This window comes from Pseudomonas sp. LJDD11 (genome assembly GCF_024584215.1).
GTDB lineage: Bacteria > Pseudomonadota > Gammaproteobacteria > Pseudomonadales > Pseudomonadaceae > Aquipseudomonas.
This window is the reverse complement of the sequence record NZ_JANJFL010000007.1, coordinates 154,940-173,607: the sequence shown is the minus strand read 5'-3', so window position 1 is coordinate 173,607 and position 18,668 is coordinate 154,940. Positions and strand designations below refer to the sequence as shown.

The 18,668-nt window shown below is 63.3% G+C and carries 19 protein-coding genes and 1 pseudogene; 10 read left to right on the top strand and 10 right to left on the bottom strand.

Annotation, left to right across the window (positions count from 1 at the left end):
• Both NRB16_RS11285 and NRB16_RS11280 read left to right on the top strand, forming a co-directional pair.
• The gene (locus tag NRB16_RS11285) at positions 1–714 is read left to right on the top strand and encodes a response regulator transcription factor (protein ID WP_253118157.1); all 714 of its coding nucleotides are present in this window, start codon (positions 1–3) and stop codon (positions 712–714) included.
• On the top strand, positions 714–2,171 hold the full coding sequence (locus NRB16_RS11280; protein WP_045481785.1) for a HAMP domain-containing sensor histidine kinase: 1,458 nt from the start codon (positions 714–716) through the stop codon (positions 2,169–2,171). The genes NRB16_RS11285 and NRB16_RS11280 overlap by 1 nt, the downstream gene beginning before the upstream one ends.
• 14 nt (positions 2,172–2,185) lie before the next feature.
• On the opposite strand, the gene NRB16_RS11275 is transcribed toward NRB16_RS11280, so the two are convergent.
• The 3 genes and pseudogenes from NRB16_RS11275 to NRB16_RS11265 all read right to left on the bottom strand — a co-directional run.
• On the bottom strand, positions 2,186–2,644 hold the full coding sequence (locus NRB16_RS11275; protein WP_045481782.1) for a hypothetical protein: 459 nt from the start codon (positions 2,642–2,644) through the stop codon (positions 2,186–2,188).
• Between the two features lie 150 nt (positions 2,645–2,794).
• Positions 2,795–3,286, bottom strand: coding sequence for a GGDEF domain-containing protein (locus NRB16_RS11270; protein WP_257106176.1), 492 nt, complete (start codon positions 3,284–3,286; stop codon positions 2,795–2,797).
• 43 nt (positions 3,287–3,329) lie between these two features.
• Positions 3,330–3,821, bottom strand: a pseudogene (locus tag NRB16_RS11265) (RNA-guided endonuclease InsQ/TnpB family protein); the annotation flags it as partial.
• 333 nt (positions 3,822–4,154) lie between these two features.
• On the opposite strand from NRB16_RS11265, the gene NRB16_RS11260 reads away from it, so the two are divergent.
• The 6 genes from NRB16_RS11260 to NRB16_RS11235 all read left to right on the top strand — a co-directional run bounded on the left by NRB16_RS11260 (position 4,155) and on the right by NRB16_RS11235 (position 12,867).
• On the top strand, positions 4,155–4,769 hold the full coding sequence (locus NRB16_RS11260) for a TetR/AcrR family transcriptional regulator (RefSeq protein ID WP_257106175.1): 615 nt from the start codon (positions 4,155–4,157) through the stop codon (positions 4,767–4,769).
• Between the two features lie 77 nt (positions 4,770–4,846).
• Positions 4,847–5,953 (top strand): efflux RND transporter periplasmic adaptor subunit, encoded by a 1,107-nt coding sequence (locus NRB16_RS11255; RefSeq protein WP_045481776.1) that lies wholly within the window; start codon positions 4,847–4,849, stop codon positions 5,951–5,953.
• Positions 5,950–9,030: an efflux RND transporter permease subunit gene (locus NRB16_RS11250; RefSeq protein ID WP_257106174.1), complete on the top strand. Its 3,081-nt coding sequence runs from the start codon at positions 5,950–5,952 to the stop codon at positions 9,028–9,030. Before NRB16_RS11255 ends, NRB16_RS11250 begins: the two co-directional genes overlap by 4 nt.
• Before the next feature lie 40 nt (positions 9,031–9,070).
• Complete coding sequence (fabF, locus tag NRB16_RS11245) at positions 9,071–10,363, top strand: beta-ketoacyl-ACP synthase II (protein ID WP_253118069.1); 1,293 nt, start codon at positions 9,071–9,073, stop codon at positions 10,361–10,363.
• Positions 10,360–11,574: a multidrug effflux MFS transporter gene (locus tag NRB16_RS11240; RefSeq protein ID WP_257106173.1), complete on the top strand. Its 1,215-nt coding sequence runs from the start codon at positions 10,360–10,362 to the stop codon at positions 11,572–11,574. The genes fabF and NRB16_RS11240 overlap by 4 nt, the downstream gene beginning before the upstream one ends.
• 105 nt (positions 11,575–11,679) lie before the next feature.
• On the top strand, positions 11,680–12,867 hold the full coding sequence (locus NRB16_RS11235; RefSeq protein ID WP_045481764.1) for a DUF2252 family protein: 1,188 nt from the start codon (positions 11,680–11,682) through the stop codon (positions 12,865–12,867).
• A 5-nt stretch (positions 12,868–12,872) separates the two neighbouring features.
• Here the strand turns inward: NRB16_RS11235 and NRB16_RS11230 are convergent, their stop codons facing one another.
• Positions 12,873–14,054 carry an MFS transporter gene (locus NRB16_RS11230; RefSeq protein WP_257106172.1) on the bottom strand — a complete coding sequence of 394 codons (1,182 nt, stop codon included), beginning with the start codon at positions 14,052–14,054 and terminating at the stop codon, positions 12,873–12,875.
• Positions 14,055–14,150: 96 nt separating this feature from the next.
• On the opposite strand from NRB16_RS11230, the gene NRB16_RS11225 reads away from it, so the two are divergent.
• Positions 14,151–15,050 carry a LysR family transcriptional regulator gene (locus NRB16_RS11225; RefSeq protein WP_257106171.1) on the top strand — a complete coding sequence of 300 codons (900 nt, stop codon included), beginning with the start codon at positions 14,151–14,153 and terminating at the stop codon, positions 15,048–15,050.
• 14 nt (positions 15,051–15,064) lie between these two features.
• Here NRB16_RS11225 and NRB16_RS11220 read toward each other — a convergent pair whose 3' ends face one another.
• From NRB16_RS11220 to NRB16_RS11205, 4 genes are all read right to left on the bottom strand, one after another.
• On the bottom strand, positions 15,065–15,232 hold the full coding sequence (locus tag NRB16_RS11220; RefSeq protein ID WP_253141176.1) for a DUF2986 domain-containing protein: 168 nt from the start codon (positions 15,230–15,232) through the stop codon (positions 15,065–15,067).
• A gap of 34 nt (positions 15,233–15,266) precedes the next feature.
• Positions 15,267–15,947 (bottom strand): phytanoyl-CoA dioxygenase family protein, encoded by a 681-nt coding sequence (locus tag NRB16_RS11215; RefSeq protein ID WP_257106170.1) that lies wholly within the window; start codon positions 15,945–15,947, stop codon positions 15,267–15,269.
• A 128-nt stretch (positions 15,948–16,075) separates the two neighbouring features.
• Positions 16,076–16,816 (bottom strand): SDR family NAD(P)-dependent oxidoreductase, encoded by a 741-nt coding sequence (locus NRB16_RS11210; protein ID WP_253141178.1) that lies wholly within the window; start codon positions 16,814–16,816, stop codon positions 16,076–16,078.
• 14 nt (positions 16,817–16,830) lie between these two features.
• On the bottom strand, positions 16,831–17,238 hold the full coding sequence (locus tag NRB16_RS11205) for a DoxX family protein (protein ID WP_257106169.1): 408 nt from the start codon (positions 17,236–17,238) through the stop codon (positions 16,831–16,833).
• 81 nt (positions 17,239–17,319) lie between these two features.
• On the opposite strand from NRB16_RS11205, the gene NRB16_RS11200 reads away from it, so the two are divergent.
• Positions 17,320–17,709 carry a winged helix-turn-helix transcriptional regulator gene (locus NRB16_RS11200; protein ID WP_373568454.1) on the top strand — a complete coding sequence of 130 codons (390 nt, stop codon included), beginning with the start codon at positions 17,320–17,322 and terminating at the stop codon, positions 17,707–17,709.
• Positions 17,710–17,737: 28 nt separating this feature from the next.
• Here NRB16_RS11200 and NRB16_RS11195 read toward each other — a convergent pair whose 3' ends face one another.
• Both NRB16_RS11195 and NRB16_RS11190 read right to left on the bottom strand, forming a co-directional pair.
• Complete coding sequence (locus tag NRB16_RS11195; RefSeq protein WP_257106168.1) at positions 17,738–17,866, bottom strand: hypothetical protein; 129 nt, start codon at positions 17,864–17,866, stop codon at positions 17,738–17,740.
• A gap of 119 nt (positions 17,867–17,985) precedes the next feature.
• A complete protein-coding gene (locus tag NRB16_RS11190; protein ID WP_257106167.1) occupies positions 17,986–18,516 on the bottom strand; it encodes a Bro-N domain-containing protein in 531 nt (176 codons plus the stop codon).
• Positions 18,517–18,668 lie beyond the last annotated feature (152 nt).

Here is an 18,668-nt window from a genome sequence, read left to right as displayed (position 1 = left end):
ATGGAGCAGGTCAAACGCGTGCTGGTGGTGGAAGACGACGAACACATCGCCGAGCTGATCTGCCTGCACCTGCGCGATGAGCGGTTCGAGGTGGTGCACAGCGCCGATGGCGAACAGGGCCTGCGCCTGCTGGAGCAAGGCGGCTGGGACGCCTTGATCCTCGACCTGATGCTGCCTGGGGTCGATGGCCTGGAAATCTGCCGCCGCGCCCGGGCCATGACCCGCTACACGCCGATCATCATCACCAGCGCGCGCTCCAGTGAAATGCACCGCATTCTCGGCCTGGAACTGGGCGCCGACGACTATCTGGCCAAGCCGTTCTCGATGATGGAACTGGTCGCGCGGGTCAAGGCGTTGCTGCGCCGGGTCGAGGCGCTGGCGAACAACCTGCGCCTGGACAGCGGCGGCCTGGAGATCGCCGGTTTACGGATTGATCCGATTACCCGTGAAGCGACCCTGGATGCTCGAAGCCTGGACCTCACGCCACGGGAGTTCGATTTGCTGTACTTTTTCGCCCGTCAGCCGGGCAAGGTGTTCTCGCGCATGGAGCTGCTCGATGCCGTATGGGGCTACAGCCATGACGGCTATGAGCACACGGTCAATACCCACATCAACCGCCTGCGCGCCAAGATCGAAGCCGACCCCGCCAGCCCTGCGCGGATTCTCACCGTTTGGGGGCGCGGTTATAAATTCGCAGCCGCCGGTGACGCCTGATGTTTTCGCTTAGCCTGACCCGCCGCCTGGCACTGGTGTTCGCCGTGCTGCTGCTGGTGTGCAGCGGCACCTCGATCTGGCTGCAAGTGCGCTCCAGCCGCATGCATGAGCTGGAAGTGGTGCAAGGGCTGTCCCGCGACCTGGCCCGCCATATCGCCAGCGATACGCAACTGATGGACGCCAACGGCCTGATGCCCGGCGCGGTGCGCGAGCTGTTCAGCCAATTGATGCTGGTCAACCCCAGCGTTGAGGTGTACCTGCTGGACATCGACGGGCGCATCATCGGCGACGCCGCGCCCCGCGACCGTTTGCTGCGCGACCAGGTCGATCTGGCACCGATCAAGCGCTTCATCGCCGGTGAGCCGCTGCCGATCGTTGGTGATGACCCGCGCAGCCTCGATGCCCGCAAGGTGTTCAGCGTTGCGCCGCTGATGGTCGCCGGTCAGCGGGCCGGCTTTCTCTACGTGGTGCTGCTCGGTGAAGCGCATGACCGGTTTGCCGCCCGAGGTGCCACCAGCGAGGCCTTGAGCACGGCGGTGTGGGCCATCGGCCTGATCGCCGCGCTGTGCCTGCTGGCCGGTCTTGCCGCATTCGCCTGGATCACCCGGCCGTTGCGCCGCCTGACCACTGCGCTGGAACGCTTCGATATCGACGCCAGCGCCGAGCCGCCAGCCGTGCCCGAAGCGCGCCCGCGCAACGATGAAATCGGCGCTCTGGAGCGCACCTTTGCGCAGATGCAACAGCGCCTGGCCGAACAGCTGCGTGCCCTCAATCGCCAGGAACAGGAACGCCGCGAACTGGTGGCCAATATCTCCCACGACCTGCGCACCCCGCTGGCTTCACTGCATGGCTACCTGGAAGTGTTGTCGGTTAAAGGTGAACGCCTGAGCCCGCAAGAACGCCGCCGCTACCTGGGCATCGCCCTGGACCAGAGCCACAAGGTCGGCGGCCTGGCCCAGGCGTTGCTGGAACTGGTGCGTCTGGAACACGGCTTCGTCAAACCGGTGATCGAACGCTTCTCGGCAGCGGACTTGCTGCAGGACGTATTGCAGAAATTCGAACTCACTGCTGCGACCAAGGGCATCACCCTGGAGGCCAAGATGCCCCGCAGTGTGCCGGACGTGTATGCCGACCTGGGCCTGATCGAGCGGGTGCTGACCAACCTGCTCGACAACGCCCTGCGCCATACACCGCAGGGCGGCAGCGTAACCCTGCAACTGGAGCCGACCGCAGAACAACTGAACTTCATCGTTGCCGACAGCGGACCGGGAATTGCCCCAGAGCTACGCGAGGGGCTGTTTCTGCGCCCGTTTACCATCGGCGGTGCGCGGCGTGATGGCGGCCTGGGGTTGCGGATCGTCTATCAGATTCTGCAACTGCATGGCGCCGGGATCGAACTGCTGGACGTGCCGGGGCAGGGCGCGGTGTTTCGTTTCGGCTTGAGCCTGCGCGGCTAGCCGTGCGCGGCGGGTCAATGCACCCGGGTACTTACCACTTCACCGGTGGCGGCATCTTCCAGCCAGATTTCCAGCCGGCTGACGCCCACGTACTTGGAGCGGGCAATGACCTTCTGGCCCGCTTTGGCGTTGAATTTCAGGTCGGTGAACATGAAGTGCAGCGGCAGCCGGTATTCCAGCTGGATGGTGTAAGTCCCAGGTTGCAGCACGGCGCGCTGCGGAGAGTCGTTCTTGTAGTAGTAGGTGGAGAAGGGGATGTTGCCGACCTTCTTGTCGTTGATTCTGATGATGTTCAGATTCGGCCGATCATCCAGAAGGCTGCGCTGCTCGCGGGTGGCCCAGGTCTCGGTTTCGAGCACGGTGTAACGCGACTCGTCGACCGGTTTGTCACCCTCGACATTGGAGTAGTCGGGCATCTGCGCGCAGCCATGCAAAAACAGCAGCGCCAGAACTGGCAGAACGATTTTTTTCATCTTTTAGAACCTGTTATCACCCGGAAAGATTTGCACGATTGCCGTGCCAGGGTGGGGCGGCGCTGTGCAGAACCTGAGCCCTGCGTGGCATCGTCGTCGGCCTTCGACCTGCCAGGGCGAGGTTGGTTCATGCACGCCGCATCAGATGACTCAGACCACCATCACCACCTGCCGGGCCATCGCATAGCGGTTCTTGCCGTCGCTCTTGGCGTCATACAGCGCCTGGTCGGCGCGATGCATCAGGCTCAGCAGCGATTCTTGCGGTTGGTGATCGGCCAGGCCGATGCTGATCGAGAGGGACAGGCCACACACCTGAGCCGAGTTGACCGCCGCGACAATGGTGCGGGCCAGCGCCTGCGCCTGGGCGGCATCCGCGACCTGCGCGGCCACGGCAAACTCTTCGCCGCCCATGCGTGCGTAGTTATGGCCATGACTATGCTCGCGCAGGATTGCGGCCACCGCGATCAGCACCTGATCGCCCACGTCATGGCCGAAGCCGTCATTGACCTTTTTGAAGTCGTCGATATCGAGCATCAGGAAAAACAGCGGTGCGGCGCTCGTTGCGTCTGTCAGGGTCGTGCCGAGGCGGTCCATGAACGCCCGGCGGTTGGGCAGCCCGGTCAAGGTGTCCTTGTAGGCCATTTGACATCCTCCCCGGCCTGAAGACCAGAGATTCCTACGGCGCTCAGGCGCGGCATCGAGCCGCCCCCAAGTCGCTTCGGTGGGTTCCTGCTGCTGGCGCCATGACCTCTGCGCTCACTTCACAGGCTAACCGGGCGTGTCCCGCCCTTAGTACATTGATCGCCCCGACCACATCGGCGTTGCCTTCGAAACCACATCCCACGCACCTGAACAGCGCTTGCGTCTGGCGGTTGGCCGCCGACACATGGCCGCAACAAGGGCACGTGCGGCTGGTATTCTGCGGCGGCACGGCAATCAGCCAGCCGCCGCGCCACGCCAGCTTGTAGTCCAGTTGGCGGCGGAACTCGAACCAGCCCTGATCGAGGATGGCCCTGTTCAGGCCAGATTTGGCCCGAACGTTTCTTCCCGGTGCCTCTGCCGTGCCTGCCGCCGACCTGGACATATTGCGTACCTGCAAGTCCTCGATACACACCATCGCGTGGTTTTGGCTGATCGTGGTGGAGCACTTGTGCAGATAGTCGCGACGATCACTGCCTTGTCAGTCGTAACTACGGATTAACGTGTCAGTGCAGCCATTCCGATGCACCGGCTCATGGCAGTTGCGGGCCAGAACAGTCGATGATTCTGGCCCGCAGCCAAGTGTGGGCATTATGCCTGCGTTCGCGCGAAAAACCTCTGATCGCCCGGCGCAGCGCCCGGCCTGCCTGAATAGCCATTACCATGGCGGCCATTGCAGGGCGTCACACTGAGGGCAGTATTTGCCGGTCAACAGAACTTCGCGCCCTTTTTGGACACAGATAGATTGTGACCATATTATTGATCGGTCACTTAACGGTCTTTCGAGTCATCATGGAGTCAAGCTGCGCACATGAATGAAAATACCCCCCCAGCGCCTACCCGTGGCCCCCTTGATCACAGTGTCCGCGATCAGGTCATCGAGGCGGCAGGCCGCCATTTCGCGCATTACGGCTATGAGAAAACCACGGTGTCGGACCTGGCCAAGGCCATCGGTTTTTCCAAGGCCTACATCTATAAGTTTTTCGACTCAAAGCAGGCCATCGGCCAGGTGATCTGCGCCAACCGTCTGGCGCTGATCATGCAGGCCATTGAGGCTGCGACTGCCGGTGCCTCGTCTGCCTCGGAGCGCTTGAGGTGCCTGTTCCGGACGCTTTGCGAAGCGGGCAGCGACCTGTTTTTCCATGACCGCAAGCTTTACGACATTGCTGCTGTTGCATCACGTGAGCAGTGGCCGTCGGTGCTTGAACATGAAGCGCGAATTCGCGCAATTATCCAGCAGATCGTGGTTGATGGCCGCGAAGCCGGCGAATTTGAGCGCAAGACCCCGCTGGATGATGTGGTCAGCGCGATCTGTCTGGTCATGCGTCCCTACATCAACCCTGCACAACTGCAATACAACCTCGACGCTACCGGTGAAGCGACCGTGCAATTGCCGGCCATGATCTTGCGTAGCCTGGCGCCGTAAATAATAAGTGACCATTGACAATATTGGTCACTAGTAAAAGAATGTGGGTCTCGTATTGCTCTTGAGTAAGGGATCCCATGCGCCTCAAATCTCTCCTGCTTGTCGGTTGCGTGCTGCCCGTCCTGTTGACGGCGTGTGGCGATCCAGCGGTCAGCGACGATCCGCGTACCCAGCCGCCGCTGGTCCGGGCTGCAACGGTGACGCGCGCCGTTGAGACAAATCGCTCGTTCAGCGGTGTGGTGGTCGCACGTACCCAGAGTGACCTGGGTTTTCGTGTGTCAGGCAAGGTGCTGGAGCGGCTGGTCGATACCGGGCAAACGGTCAAGCGTGGTCAGCCGCTGCTGCGCCTTGATCCTGTGGATCTCCAGCTCCAGGCGCGAGCGCAGCTCGAAGCGGTCGCCTCGGCCAGCGCACTTGCCAGGCAGACGGCCCAGGACGAGGTGCGCTATCGCCGGCTGGTTGCCGCAGGCGCCGTTTCGGCATCCACTTACGACCAGAGCAAGGCGGCTGCCGACGCGGCTCGGGCACAGCTCAGTGCCGCGCAAGCCCAGGCCGATGTGGCGCGTAATGCAACCAGCTACGCGGTACTGCTGGCTGACGCTGACGGCGTGGTGGTCGAGACTCTGGCCGAACCGGGGCAGGTGGTCAGCGCCGGGCAAACGGTGGTCCGGCTGGCACGGGCCGGGCAACGTGAGGCGATTGTCTATTTGCCCGAGACGCTGCGCCCGGCCACCGGCTCGACGGCGCAGGCGTCGCTGTACGGCAGCCGTGACCCGGCGCTGCCTGCAACCCTGCGGCTGCTGTCTGCGGCGGCCGATGCCACCACCCGTACCTTCGAAGCCCGCTATGTGCTGCAGGGCGCGCTGGCCCAGGCGCCGCTCGGGGCGACCGTCACACTCGATATCGCCCAGGACTCGCCCGGCAGCGGCGCAGTGCAGGTGCCGATTGCGGCCCTTTACGATCCCGGCAGTGGTCCCGGCGTTTGGCTGATTGCCGGTGAGCCGACCAAGGTGGCCTGGCGTAACGTGCAGGTGCTGGCTGTTGGCGACGACACGGCGCGTGTCGTCGGCCAGCTCGCGGTGGGAGAGCAGGTCGTGGCGTTGGGTGCGCACCTGCTGCATGACGGTGAGTCGGTCCGGCGTGAGTCGCTCGACGCCAACCGGGTTGCCGGGAGCCAGCCATGAGCTCAGGGCGTTTCAATCTGTCTGCTTTGGCGGTGCGCGAGCGCGCGGTCACCCTGTTCGTCATCGTGCTGATTGCCGGGGCCGGAATTCTCGCGTTCTTGCAGTTGGGGCGTGCCGAGGATCCGCCCTTTACCGTAAAGCAACTGACCATCATCAGTGCCTGGCCCGGCGCGACGGCGCAGCAGATGCAGGATCTGGTGGCCGAGCCGCTGGAAAAGCGCATGCAGGAGCTCAAGTGGTACGACCGCAGTGAAACCTACACCCGTGCAGGGCTGGCGTTCACCATGGTCTCGCTACTCGACAGCACCCCTCCCGGGCAAGTCCAGGAAGAGTTTTATCAGGCGCGCAAGAAGCTGGGCGACGAGGCGCGAAATCTGCCGGCAGGTGTCATCGGTCCGATGATCAACGACGAGTTTGCTGACGTGACGTTCGCGTTGTTCGCCCTGAAAGCCAAAGGTGAGCCGCCGCGCCAGCTTGTGCGTGATGCCGAGGCGCTGCGCCAGCGGCTGTTGCACGTCCCTGGCGTGAAGAAGGTCAACATCATCGGTGAGCAGGCCGAGCGCATTTTCGTGTCGTTTTCCCATGAGCGGCTGGCCACGCTGGGTATTGCGCCGCAGGCGATCTTTGCGGCGCTCAATAACCAGAATGCGCTGACCCCCGCCGGCTCGATCGAAACCGGCGGGCCGCAGGTGATCGTGCGTCTGGAGGGGGCGTTCGACAAGCTGGAGACCATTCGCAGCACGCCAGTGGTGGTCAACGGGCGGACCTTGAAGTTGTCCGATGTGGCGACGGTTGAACGGGGTTACGAAGACCCCGCGACATTGCTGGTCCGTAACGGCGGCGAGCCGGCGTTGTTGCTCGGTATCGTGATGCGTGATGGCTGGAACGGGCTGGACCTTGGCAAGGCGCTGGACGCGGAAACGGCGCAGATCAACGCCGCTATGCCACTGGGCATGACCCTGGCCAAGGTCACTGATCAGTCGGTGAACATCAGCTCGTCGGTCAACGAGTTCATGGTCAAGTTCGTGGTCGCCTTGCTGGTGGTCATGCTGGTCTGCTTTATCAGCATGGGCTGGCGCGTTGGCGTGGTGGTCGCGGCAGCTGTGCCTTTGACCCTGGCGGTGGTGTTCGTGGTCATGGCTGCCACGGGCAAGAACTTTGACCGCATTACCCTGGGCTCGCTGATTCTGGCGCTGGGTTTGCTGGTCGACGACGCGATCATCGCCATCGAGATGATGGTCGTGAAAATGGAGGAGGGCTATGACCGTCTCAAGGCCTCGGCCTACGCCTGGAGCCATACCGCAGCGCCGATGCTGTCCGGCACGCTGGTCACCGCCATCGGCTTCATGCCCAACGGTTTTGCTCACTCCACGGCCGGTGAATACACCAGCAACATGTTCTGGATCGTGGGCATCGGTCTGATCGCGTCCTGGCTGGTCGCGGTGGCCTTCACGCCGTATCTGGGTGTCAAGCTGCTGCCGGAGATCAAACAGGTTGCCGGCGGTCATGCGGCCATCTATGACACCCGCCACTACAACCGTTTTCGTCGGCTGCTGAGCAGGGTCATCGCAGGTAAATGGTCGGTCGCGGGGGCGGTGATCGTTGCGTTCATCGTTGCGCTGCTGGGTATGGGGCTGGTGAAAAAGCAGTTCTTCCCGACCTCCGACCGCCCCGAGGTGCTGGTTGAGGTACAGATGCCGTACGGCACTTCCATCGAACAGACCCATGCCACCGCGATCAAGGTCGAGTCGTGGCTGCGCGAGCAGCAAGAGGCGCAGATCGTCACCACCTATGTCGGCCAGGGACCGCCGCGTTTCTATTTGGCGATGGCCCCGGAACTGCCTGACCCGTCCTTTGCCAAGCTTGTGGTGCTGACCGACAGCCAGGCTGCGCGTGATGCGCTCAAGCAGCGCCTGCGTGCCGCAGTGGCCGACGGTCTGGCGCCACAGGCGCGGGTGCGGGTCACGCAACTGGTGTTCGGTCCGTACTCGCCGTTCCCGGTCGCTTATCGGGTGATGGGGCCTGACCCGCAGCAACTGCGCCTGATCGCCACTCAGGTGCAGGGCGTGCTGCAGGCCAGCCCGATGATGAGAACCGTCAACAGCGACTGGGGCGCGCGGGTGCCGACCCTGCATTTCGCGCTGGATCAGGATCGCCTGCAAGCATTCGGCCTGACCTCCAGTAGCGTTGCCCAACAACTGCAGTTTCTGTTGTCCGGGGTGGCGGTCAGCGCGGTGCGCGAAGACATTCGCTCTGTGCAACTGTTGGCGCGGGCCGCCGGTGATATCCGCCTCGATCCTGCGAAGATCGCCGGTTTCGCCCTGGTCGGTGCGGCCGGCCAGCGCATTGCGCTGTCGCAGGTCGGCGAGGTCGAGGTGCGCATGGAAGAGCCCGTGCTGCGCCGCCGCGACCGCACCCCGACCATTACCGTGCGCGGCGACATTGCCGAGGGTCTGCAACCGCCGGATGTCTCGGCGCTGATCTGGAACGACCTGCAGCCGGTCATCGCGACTCTGCCGCCGGGCTACCGGATCGAAATGGCCGGTTCCATCGAAGAGTCGCTCAAGGCCAGCAAGGCCATCGCGCCGCTGCTGCCGATCATGCTCGCCCTGACCTTGCTGATCATCATTGTTCAGGTGCGCTCGATGGCGGCGATGGTCATGGTGTTTCTTACCGCGCCGCTTGGCCTGATCGGTGTGGTGCCGACCCTGCTGCTGTTTCAGCAGCCATTCGGGATCAACGCACTGGTTGGGCTGATCGCCCTCTCAGGCATCCTGATGCGCAACACCTTGATCCTGATCGGCCAGATCCATCACAACCAACAGGAAGGTCTCGACCCGTTCAATTCGGTGGTCGAGGCCACCGTGCAGCGCGCCCGACCGGTGTTGCTGACGGCGCTGGCCGCGATCCTGGCTTTTGTGCCACTGACCCAGTCGGTGTTCTGGGGCACGCTGGCCTACACCCTGATCGGCGGCACGCTGGTCGGTACGCTGATGACCCTGGTGTTTCTCCCGGCGATGTATGCGATCGCTTTCAAGATTCACTCTCCTCGCAGCAAGACTCAACTCACTACCTGAACCGGGGGCAACCTAGATGACACATTCAGCAGCGACACCCATGACCCATTCTCAGAGTGGCAAACGTATCGTGGTCACCGGCACCGGCATCGTCGGCCCGCTTGGCTGCGGGGTAGAGCGGGTCTGGCAACGGCTGCTCGACGGCCAGTCGGGTATCGACAAGCTGGCGGATGAGATTACTGCCGGCACCGGGGTCGCGGTTGGCGGTCAGGTGCCGAGCCTTGCGCAAGACCCCCTGGGCGGCTATCAGCCCGAGCAGGTGATCCCGGCCAAAGAACGCAAGAAGATGGACCGCTTTATCGAGTTCGCCCTGATCGCGGCCCATGAGGCACTGGAGCAGGCCGACTGGCACCCGGTCAGCGAAGCGCAGCAGCAACGCACCGCCACCATCATCGCCTCGGGCGTAGGCGGCTTCGGGGCCATGGCCGAGGCGGTGCGCACCACCGATGGCCGCGGGCCAAAACGGTTGTCACCGTTCACCGCGCCGTCGTTTCTCGCCAATATGGCCGCCGGGCATGTGTCTATCCGCCATGGTTTCAAAGGACCGCTGGGCGCGCCGGTCACCGCCTGTGCGGCGGGGGTGCAGGCCATCGGTGACGCGGCACGGCTGATCCGCAGCGGCGAAGCTGATATCGCGATATGTGGCGGCACCGAGGCGGCGATTGATCGGGTCACCCTCGGCTGCTTTGCTGCGGCGCGGGCGTTGTCTACCGCGCCTGCCGAAGATGCCCGGCGCGCATCACGGCCGTTCGACCAGGCGCGTGACGGTTTCGTCATGGCCGAGGGCGCGGGGTTGCTGGTCATCGAGTCGCTGGAACATGCCCTGGCCCGTGGTGCTACGCCCTTGGCCGAGCTGGTGGGTTACGGCACCAGCGCTGACGCCTGGCATCTGACCGCCGGCCCTGAAGATGGCAGCGGGGCGCGGCGCGCCATGCAGCAAGCGCTGCAACAGGCCGGGGTGAGCGTCGACGAGGTGCAGCACATCAATGCCCATGCGACCTCGACACCGGTCGGCGACAAGGGCGAACTGGCGGCGATTCGGGCGCTGTTCGGCACCGATTCCAAGGTGGCGATCAGTTCCACCAAGTCCGCCACCGGCCACTTGCTGGGCGCTGCCGGCGGTATCGAGGCGATCTTCACGGTGCTGGCGTTGCGTGACCAGATCGTCCCGCCGACCCTTAACCTCGACCACCCTGATGACGCCGCCACCGGCCTTGATGTGGTCGCCTGTCACGCCCGGCCGATGGCGTTGACCCATGCATTGTCAAATGGCTTTGGCTTTGGCGGGGTCAATGCCAGTGTGCTGTTTCGCCATTGGCAGGCTCAGTCATGAAAACGCAAAGCGAGGTTGCGGCGGTGCAGCACGGGCCTGCGCTAAACGGTAAAGTCGTGGCCTTGCTGGCCGGCTTGTCGGCCATCAGCGTGCTGTCGACCAATATCATCCTCCCGGCCTTTGCGCAGATTGGCCAGGAGCTGGGCGTCTCTGCACGAGAGCTGGGCCTGACCTTGTCGAGCTTCTTCATCACCTTTGCGCTGGCGCAGTTGCTGGTCGGGCCACTGGCCGATCGGTTTGGCCGCCTGCCTCTGGTGCTCGGTGGTCTGGCGTTGTTTGTGGTCGGCACGCTGGTTGCCGGCCTGGCCGGCTCGTTTGACGTGCTGATTGCCGGGCGGGTGATTCAGGCCCTCGGAGCGTGTGCCGCTGCAGTGCTGGCGCGAGCCATCGCCCGCGACCTGTTCGAGGGCGAGACCCTGGCTCGGGCGTTGTCGCTGACCATGATCGCCACCGCGACCGCTCCCGGTTTTTCGCCGTTGCTCGGCAGCCTGCTGAGCAACACGCTGGGCTGGCGGACGATCTTTATCATGGTCGGCATCGCCGCGCTGATCATCGCGCTCAGCTATGCACGCGGTCTTGGCGAAACACTGCCGGTGCAGCGCCGTGTGGCGTTGCCAGCGGCCCAGGTGCTGGGCGCCTACGGCGGGTTGCTTGGTAACCCTGCGTTTATCTTGCCGGCGGCCGCGATGAGCCTGTTGATGAGCGGCCTGTTCGCCAGCTTCGGCGCCTCCCCGGCAATTTTGATGGACGGCATGGGCTTGTCCTCGCTACAGACCGGGTTGTATTTCGCGGCCACGGTATTTGTCGTCTTCGCCGCCGGCCTGGCTGCGCCACGGCTGGCCGGGCGCTTTGGCAGCCGCACCATTACCGCCTCGGGGCTGGCCACAGCGTTATTGGCCGGATGCCTGCTGTGGCTTGGCCCGAGGGATCCGGGGCTGGGCTGGTATTCACTGTCGATGGTGATCTTCCTGTGGGGCATGGGCCTGGCCAATCCACTGGGCACCGCGCTTACCCTGAGCCCGTTTGGCAAACAGGCTGGCCTGGCTTCTGCACTGCTGGGCTTTCTGACCATGACGGCGGCGGCCTTTACGACCTGGCTGGGGTCGGTGCTGGAATTTGCCCCGGTGGTTACTTTGGGGGCGATCCAGGCCACTGCTTGCCTGATCGCGCTGTTGTTGTTCGGCTTGAACAGGCGCTGTGTCGAGCCGTGATCGTCACGTGACGCGGGGAGTGAAAGATTTGTTTTGTGAAATACTTTGAAACAACTGTGACGCTACTGTGGTCAATAGCGCATAGCCATTACTAGCCAGCCCTGCATGAAAACACCCAGACCCGCTGATCGTCTGCCGCACCTCAATCAACTGCGTAACCTGAAAATGGCCCGCTCTGCCCATGCCTTCGTGCGGGGCAGCACCGTGCATTTTTACGAGTGGCTGCATAGCCAGCCGGGGCGGCGTCTGCCCAGCGGCCCGGCGGTATGGATCTGCGGGGATTGCCATGCCGGTAATCTGGGGCCGACTGGTGATCTGAAGGGTGGCATCGATGTGCATATCCGCGACCTGGACCAGGCCGTGGTCGGCAACCCTGTGCATGACCTGGTGCGTCTGGCACTGTCGCTTGCCACCGCCGCACGTGGCTCCGACCTGCCGGGGGTGACCACCGCGCGGATGCTCGAAGAAATGGTCCGTGGCTACGAACTGGCCTTTGAAACCAGCCTGGAGCGCGAGCCGCCACGCCCGGCGCAGGTCAAGGCCGGTATGCGCAGCGCCGTGCAGCGTACCTGGAAGCATCTGGCCAAAGAGCGCATCGAGGGCGCGCGCTTGACCCTGCCATTGGGCAAGCATTTCTGGAAACTCAGCAAAGCCGAGCGTCAAGCCATTGAGCTGCTGTGCGTGACCCCTGAAATCCACGCCTTGGTCACCTCACTTAAAGGCCGCAGCCATGCCAGTGAAGTTGAACTGCTCGACTGCGCCTATTGGGTCAAGGGTTGCAGCTCGTTGGGGCTGCGCCGTTATGCGGTGCTGCTGAGTGTGGACGACGGTGATGGCGTGGACTATTGCCTGCTGGACATCAAGCAAGCCGTAGCGGCCGCTGCGCCGCGTGCCGCCCGGGTCGGGATGCCGCGTGATAACGGCAAACGGGTGGTCGAGGGTGCCCGGCAGTTATCACCGGGGCTGGGTAACCGGATGCTGGCGGTGCGGTTGCTGGAGCATTCGTTTTTCATCCGTGAACTGCTGCCCCAAGACCTCAAACTGGAACTGGATCAACTTGATTCGCGCCAGGCCATGGAGGCGGCCGGTTACCTGGCGCGGGTGGTCGGCCAGGCGCATGCCCGGCAGATGGACCTCGCCACCCGGCTGGAGTGGATGGACGTGCTGCAAAGCAACCGTACCCGCAGCCTGGATGCGCCGTCATGGTTATGGAGCAGCGTGGTGCAACTGGTCGGCGCGCATGAAATGGGCTATCTGGCGCATTGTCGGCGTTATGCTTTGGAGCATGACTAAGGCGCTCAAGCCGCGTTCGCCTCATGCTGCGCCGCCGCAGCGGATCTGGAGCGCCAGGCCAGAACCAGCACCATCAGCAGCCCCAGCGCGGCCATCACCGCACCGGCCAGGGAAATCGCCGGATAACCCAGCCCGGCATTGATCACTGCACCCCCCAACGCGGCGCCGATGGCATTGCCGAGGTTGAACGCGCCGATGTTTACGGCCGAGGCAAGGTTCGGCGCGTCTTTGGCAGCTTCCATCACGCGCATCTGCAACGGTGGCACCAGCGCAAAGCTGGCGGCGCCCCAGATCAGAATGGCGACCGCCGCCGGCAGCGGCCAGCGCATCAACACGGTGAAGGCCAGCAAGATGGCGATCAGCACACTCAGTGACACGATCAGCGTGCGGTCTACTGAGCGGTCAGCAGCCTTGCCGCCCCAGATATTGCCCAGCGTCAGACCCACCCCGAACAGCACCAGCATGGCCGTGATAAAGGTGGTCGAGGCCTGGGTTTCGCTGTGCAGGATCGGCGCGATGTAGGTGAACACGGTGAACATCGCCCCCGAACCGATGACGGTCAGGGCCAGTGCGGCCAGCACCGGCGCGCGGCCCAGCACGCGGATCTCGGCCAGCACGCCGTCACTTTTGGCCAGCGGCAGATCCGGCAGGGCGAACCACAGCGCCGCCATCGCCAGCACACCGAGGCCGGCAATGCCCCAGAACGCGGTGCGCCAGCCGAGCAATTCACCAAACCAACTGGCCAGCGGCACGCCGCCAATGGTCGCCAGGGTCAGGCCCATGAACATCGCAGCAACCGCCCCGGCACGTTTGTCTGGCGGCACCACACTGGCCGCGACAATCGAGCCAACGCCGAAGAACGCGCCGTGGTTCAGGGAGGTCACCACCCGGGCGATGAGCAGGCTCTGGTAGTCGCTGGCCAGCGCCGACATCAGGTTGCCCAAGGTGAAGATCGCCATCAGGCCGATCAACAGGTAGCGACGCGGGATCCTGCCGGTGGTCAGGGTCATCAGCGGCGCGCCGATCAGCACGCCGAGCGCGTAGGCACTGACCAGCAGGCCGGCGGCCGGAATCGACACACCCAGGTCGGTCGCGATGCCAGGCAACATGCCCATGGGGGCGAACTCGGTGACGCCGATGCCAAAGGCACCCATGGCGAGGGCGATAAGAGGGGGATTGATACGCATGAGAAGGCTCCTGGATCTGTGCGCTAAATGCTACGATCCACCTTCAAAGTGCGCTAGAGCGCTTTGAGTTCAAACACCTTTGCGTGAGGGGCACAAATGGACGTCAATGGCCGGTCCGGTGAAATGCAGGTGTTCGCCACCGTGGCACAAGAAGGCAGCCTGTCGGCAGCCGCACGCACCCTGGGGCTGACGCCCTCAGCGGTGAGCCGCATTATTGCCCGTACCGAGCAGCGCATCGGCACCCGCTTGCTGTTGCGCACCACCCGGGCGATGACCCTGACCTGCGAAGGCGAAGCCTACCTGCGCGGTGCCCGGCGGATTCTGGCCGATATGTCCGAGGTCGAAGAAGCGATCGCCGCCCAGGGCGTACCGAAGGGCCGCTTGCGGGTCAGCGCCGCCCTGGGGCACGGCCGGTTGGCCATCGTGCCGCTGGTGGCAGCGTTCAGTGCGCGCTATCCACAGATCGTCGTCGACCTGACTCTGGGCGATGAAGTGGTCGATATCCTCGCCGGTGAGGCGGATGTGGCGATACGTTTCGGCAACTTGCCCGACAGCCCGCTGACCGCTCGAAGAATTGGCGAAACCGGTCAGGTGGTGGTCGCATCCCCCGATTACCTGCAACGCCACGGCACCCCGACAGCACCGGAAAATTTACTGCAACACAACTGCCTGCGCTTCAACTTTCGCCGGGCCGAACCCGATTGGCCATTTGTGCGTGACGGGCAGCCGTTTGCCCTGAAGATCACCGGCAACATTGAATGCAGCAGTGGTGAGGCGCTGGCGCAACTGGCCAGAGTCGGTGCCGGCATTGCCCGGATCGGCACCTTCAGCGTGGCTGAAGACCTCAAGCGCGGTGAACTGGTGCCATTGCTCGATGCCTACAACCCCGGCGACGTCGAGCCGATTCATGCCGTGTTCGTCGGCGGTCAGGCGATGCCGGCGCGGGTTCGGGTATTTGTCGACTTTTTGCTGGAGCAGCATCAGTTGGATGCTTGATCAGGGCAGGGCCTTCAGTCTGGCGCAGACACCGGCGTCAGCACATCGGCTTGAGCCTCAGCCGCCAGTTTCAAGCGATCAGCCTTGCTGACGTAAGTGCATTTCTTTTTCGGTGCCAGCTTGGCACTGGCCTTTTTGGCATGGGCCTTCAACAGCTGCTTGATCTTTTTCTGGCGATTCATGGTTGCTACTCGGCGTGGGCAGGCCGGCATGATATCAGGTGCGCGGCAGGGCAAAATCCGCAGGTGCAAAACTCTCGCCGGTGTCCATGCGCACATTGCGCAGGCTCGCGGTCTGCGCGTACGCGTCGCGCAACTGTTCTACCGCATAGCCAATCAACAGCGTCCGCCGCCGGGCACCGTTGTGGTTCAGGCTGCCCGCGTGGACCAGGTCGACATCGAACACCAGCATGTCCCCCGCCGAGCCGCTCAACTGTATGGCGCCTGACTCATCGGTGAAATCGAACGGCGGCGCCTGCGGTACGGGTCGATGGCTGGCAGGCACAATGCGGGTGGCGCCGTTGTCCGGGCCATAGTCATCCAGATAGGCCAGCACGCTCACTGTATCCCCCGGCCGCTGCGCTGAAAGGTCGCGGTGCAAGCGCTGATGACCGCCCCCGGCAACCGGCTCGCGACCCTCGACCTGAGTCAGAAAGAACCGTTCGCCAAGCAACTCGCCCACCACCGCCAGCAACTGTGGCAACCGGCACAGCGCCTGGACTTGCGCATCGTCATCGAGCATCGAATGCCGCCAGTCAGCGCCGCGTGGCACAGGCCACAGGTCTGAAGGGCGCAAGCCACTGTCGAAGGTGTGACGCAACTGCGCCAGCCATTGGCCGGGGATGGCCTGGCGCAGCAGGGCGTAGCCGTTGTGGTGAAGCTGGGTGCGGTAGGGCATGGCTTTCCTTATAGCGCTTTTGCGTCCTGCGGACCGGTTGGCTCATGGTAGTGCTCAGACAGATAAACGGCGACCTCAACGTGCTGGCGGTGCTGCATTACCAACCGTGGCGCGGCAGGGCGCGTAGGCTAGCGCGCGCTGTCGATGATCTGCCCGCCATCGGGCGTCAGGCTGTAGCCGGTGAGGTACTGGGCATCCTTGCTGGCCAGAAACAGCACCACCGGTGCGATGTCGTGTTCCGGTGAGCCATAGCGGCCCAGTACATTGCTGGGTGGTGGTACCACGGCATCGCCCCAGGTTTCAGCCACTGGCAGCACGTTGTTGACGGTAATCGCGTCGGCCCCCCACTCACGCGCCGCCGAGCGGGTCAGGGCGCGCACCGCTTCCTTGGCCATGTTGTACGGCGCATAGCCCGGCAGGCCGACCACCCCGGCCAGTGAGGCAAAGTTGATGACCCGACCTGCGCCACTGGCTTTGAGCCAGGGATAGCAAGCCTGCATGGTGCGCAGGTAAGCCACCGGTCCCAGCTCGAAATTGCGTTGCAGTTGCTCCGCTGACAGCTCAAGCACCGAAGCAGACACCTGCGCCGGGTCGAAAGCGTTGTTGACCAGAATATCAATCTGCCCGTAGATACTGACCACTTGCGCGATCGCTGCAGTGATCTGTTCTGGCTCTGCCAGGTCGCACACCACGCCGTGCGCCTTGCCGCCTGCGGCCTGAATCTGCGCGACCACCTGCTGCACATTTTCCGCTGTGCGTGATAGCACCGCGACGCGGGCACCTTCGGCGGCAAACAACAGGGCTGTGGCCCGACCAATACCGCGACCGGCACCGGTAACAATCGCTACTTTTCCGTCAAGACGTGACATGGCAAGTTCTCCGTTCAGTGTGAAGGCTGGGAATAGGCCGCTGTGGCCGGCAGGTAAGGCGAGGGGATTTCGCGTGCGCTGTTCTGGGTGGTAAAGGAAACCGCCAGCAGTACCAGGCCGATCAACGCCGGCAGCGCACCCCGAGGATTGCGCACGCCGAAGTAAGCCTGCGCCGATAACAGCAGGTGGTAGAGCACCCCGGCATACGCCAGATCACTCAGCGCCACACTGACGCGCGACAGAATCGCAATCACCGCCAGCAACTTCACGGCGGTGAGAACGTTCATCAGATGGTCCGGGTAGCCAAGCTCCACCAGCCCCTGGCGCGCCCAGTCGCGGCGCACGACATACAGAGTGGCCGAAAGCAGATACAGCAGTGCCAGCAACAACGTACTGAGCCAATACAGAGACAGTTCAAACATGGTGTTCCTCGCGGTATTCAACAGAGTCTTTAATCAACAATGTCGGCTAAGATGAATATCCACAAGTAGGATGAAATAGTGATGCCTAGTATGGAAAACCAGACTATTGAGGCCCCGGCCATCAACATGCACGAAGAAATGCGCCGCGCCTTTGCGCTGCTTTCCGGCAAGTGGAAACTGGAAATCATGTGGCTGTTGAACGAGCGTATTTATCGTTTTGGCGAATTGCGCAAGGCCATTGGCGGCATCACCCAGCACATGCTGACTGCGCAACTTCGCGAGCTGGAAAACGACGGATTGATCACCCGCACGGTGTATGCCGAAGTCCCGCCACGGGTGGAGTACGCGATGACCGACAAAGCGCGGGCATTGGGGCCGACCATGGAGGCTTTGACCATCTGGTGGCAGACCTACGGCAATAGTGTGCCGGCCAAGGTCAGCCCGCGGGGGCGTAAGCCGGGTAGAGCCTAGAAGCGCCAGCCCCGGCGATGGTTTGTCCTCACTTGGCTCTGGCTTGCAACGCCTTGACCACGGCCTCACCCAGCGCCGTCGCCGAAGCCGGATTCTGGCCGGTAATCAGTCGCCCATCGACCACCACCCGGTTTTCAAACAGCGGTGCTTTGCTCACCCGGCAGCGACGGGCTGTTCCTGTACTTCTCGAAAACGGCCAGAAACCAGCCTAAGCTGCGCGTGTTTATCGATCTGTGTAACCTTAGTTTCAAGGTCTGATTGAAGGGCTGGCGAGCCCTAGCCTTGGACCCAGCGCAGCACACGCCGCCACAAGCTCCGGGATCTGCGCTCAGGCATCTCCACCAGCACCCCCGGCATGTCCTTCCAGCGCACCCAGCTTTCATTACGCCAGTGCAGCAACTGCAACGAATTGCCCAGCCAGTCCAGGCTGTTCACGCTCGGCAACTCGATGAACCGGTCATGACGCCGGTGCAGTTCCGGTAGCACTTCGTGGGTCAGCCAACGGCGCAGGGTGCGGTTTTCCGGCACGTAGTGGTGGACCAGCAGGGCGAAGACGCCGGACTCGCTGACCAGCGTGCAGCGTTCGAAGTCGCCGAAGGTTTCCAGCCAGGCCGTGCGGCGCTGGTCGGGGTCGAGTTTCAGCGTGGAGCGTTCGTCGAGGCGCCAGCCCATCAGGCGGGCAAGATCGCTCAGGCAGAACCACGCCTGACCGTCGCTCAGGGTGGTGCGCAACTGGCGGTGGTGACGGATGAAGGGAATGGCTTCGAAGTGTTCGGTACAGGGATTGTTTGGGTTAATAGCAGTCATAAGCGTTTCCTCGGGGAGTGAAACTGCCACGGACCGTCGCCAAACGATAAGGGTGGCAGTTGTACGCGGGTTGGCGAACCAGGTCACACCCCAACCCCGGCAGACCAGAAGGTCTCCCACGTACAACAGCCATAACGGACTAACGGGCAGGA

Excerpts from the sequence above, each read along its gene's own strand:
- NRB16_RS11285 (WP_253118157.1), top strand. The coding sequence starts at position 1 with ATGGAGCAGGTCAAACGCGTGCTGGTGGTGGAAGACGACGAACACATC.
- NRB16_RS11280 (WP_045481785.1), top strand. The coding sequence starts at position 714 with ATGTTTTCGCTTAGCCTGACCCGCCGCCTGGCACTGGTGTTCGCCGTG.
- NRB16_RS11275 (WP_045481782.1), bottom strand. The coding sequence starts at position 2,644 with ATGAAAAAAATCGTTCTGCCAGTTCTGGCGCTGCTGTTTTTGCATGGC.
- NRB16_RS11270 (WP_257106176.1), bottom strand. The coding sequence starts at position 3,286 with ATGGCCTACAAGGACACCTTGACCGGGCTGCCCAACCGCCGGGCGTTC.
- NRB16_RS11260 (WP_257106175.1), top strand. The coding sequence starts at position 4,155 with ATGAATGAAAATACCCCCCCAGCGCCTACCCGTGGCCCCCTTGATCAC.
- NRB16_RS11255 (WP_045481776.1), top strand. The coding sequence starts at position 4,847 with ATGCGCCTCAAATCTCTCCTGCTTGTCGGTTGCGTGCTGCCCGTCCTG.
- NRB16_RS11250 (WP_257106174.1), top strand. The coding sequence starts at position 5,950 with ATGAGCTCAGGGCGTTTCAATCTGTCTGCTTTGGCGGTGCGCGAGCGC.
- fabF (WP_253118069.1), top strand. The coding sequence starts at position 9,071 with ATGACCCATTCTCAGAGTGGCAAACGTATCGTGGTCACCGGCACCGGC.
- NRB16_RS11240 (WP_257106173.1), top strand. The coding sequence starts at position 10,360 with ATGAAAACGCAAAGCGAGGTTGCGGCGGTGCAGCACGGGCCTGCGCTA.
- NRB16_RS11235 (WP_045481764.1), top strand. The coding sequence starts at position 11,680 with ATGAAAACACCCAGACCCGCTGATCGTCTGCCGCACCTCAATCAACTG.
- NRB16_RS11230 (WP_257106172.1), bottom strand. The coding sequence starts at position 14,054 with ATGCGTATCAATCCCCCTCTTATCGCCCTCGCCATGGGTGCCTTTGGC.
- NRB16_RS11225 (WP_257106171.1), top strand. The coding sequence starts at position 14,151 with ATGGACGTCAATGGCCGGTCCGGTGAAATGCAGGTGTTCGCCACCGTG.
- NRB16_RS11220 (WP_253141176.1), bottom strand. The coding sequence starts at position 15,232 with ATGAATCGCCAGAAAAAGATCAAGCAGCTGTTGAAGGCCCATGCCAAA.
- NRB16_RS11215 (WP_257106170.1), bottom strand. The coding sequence starts at position 15,947 with ATGCCCTACCGCACCCAGCTTCACCACAACGGCTACGCCCTGCTGCGC.
- NRB16_RS11210 (WP_253141178.1), bottom strand. The coding sequence starts at position 16,816 with ATGTCACGTCTTGACGGAAAAGTAGCGATTGTTACCGGTGCCGGTCGC.
- NRB16_RS11205 (WP_257106169.1), bottom strand. The coding sequence starts at position 17,238 with ATGTTTGAACTGTCTCTGTATTGGCTCAGTACGTTGTTGCTGGCACTG.
- NRB16_RS11200 (WP_373568454.1), top strand. The coding sequence starts at position 17,320 with ATGCCTAGTATGGAAAACCAGACTATTGAGGCCCCGGCCATCAACATG.
- NRB16_RS11190 (WP_257106167.1), bottom strand. The coding sequence starts at position 18,516 with ATGACTGCTATTAACCCAAACAATCCCTGTACCGAACACTTCGAAGCC.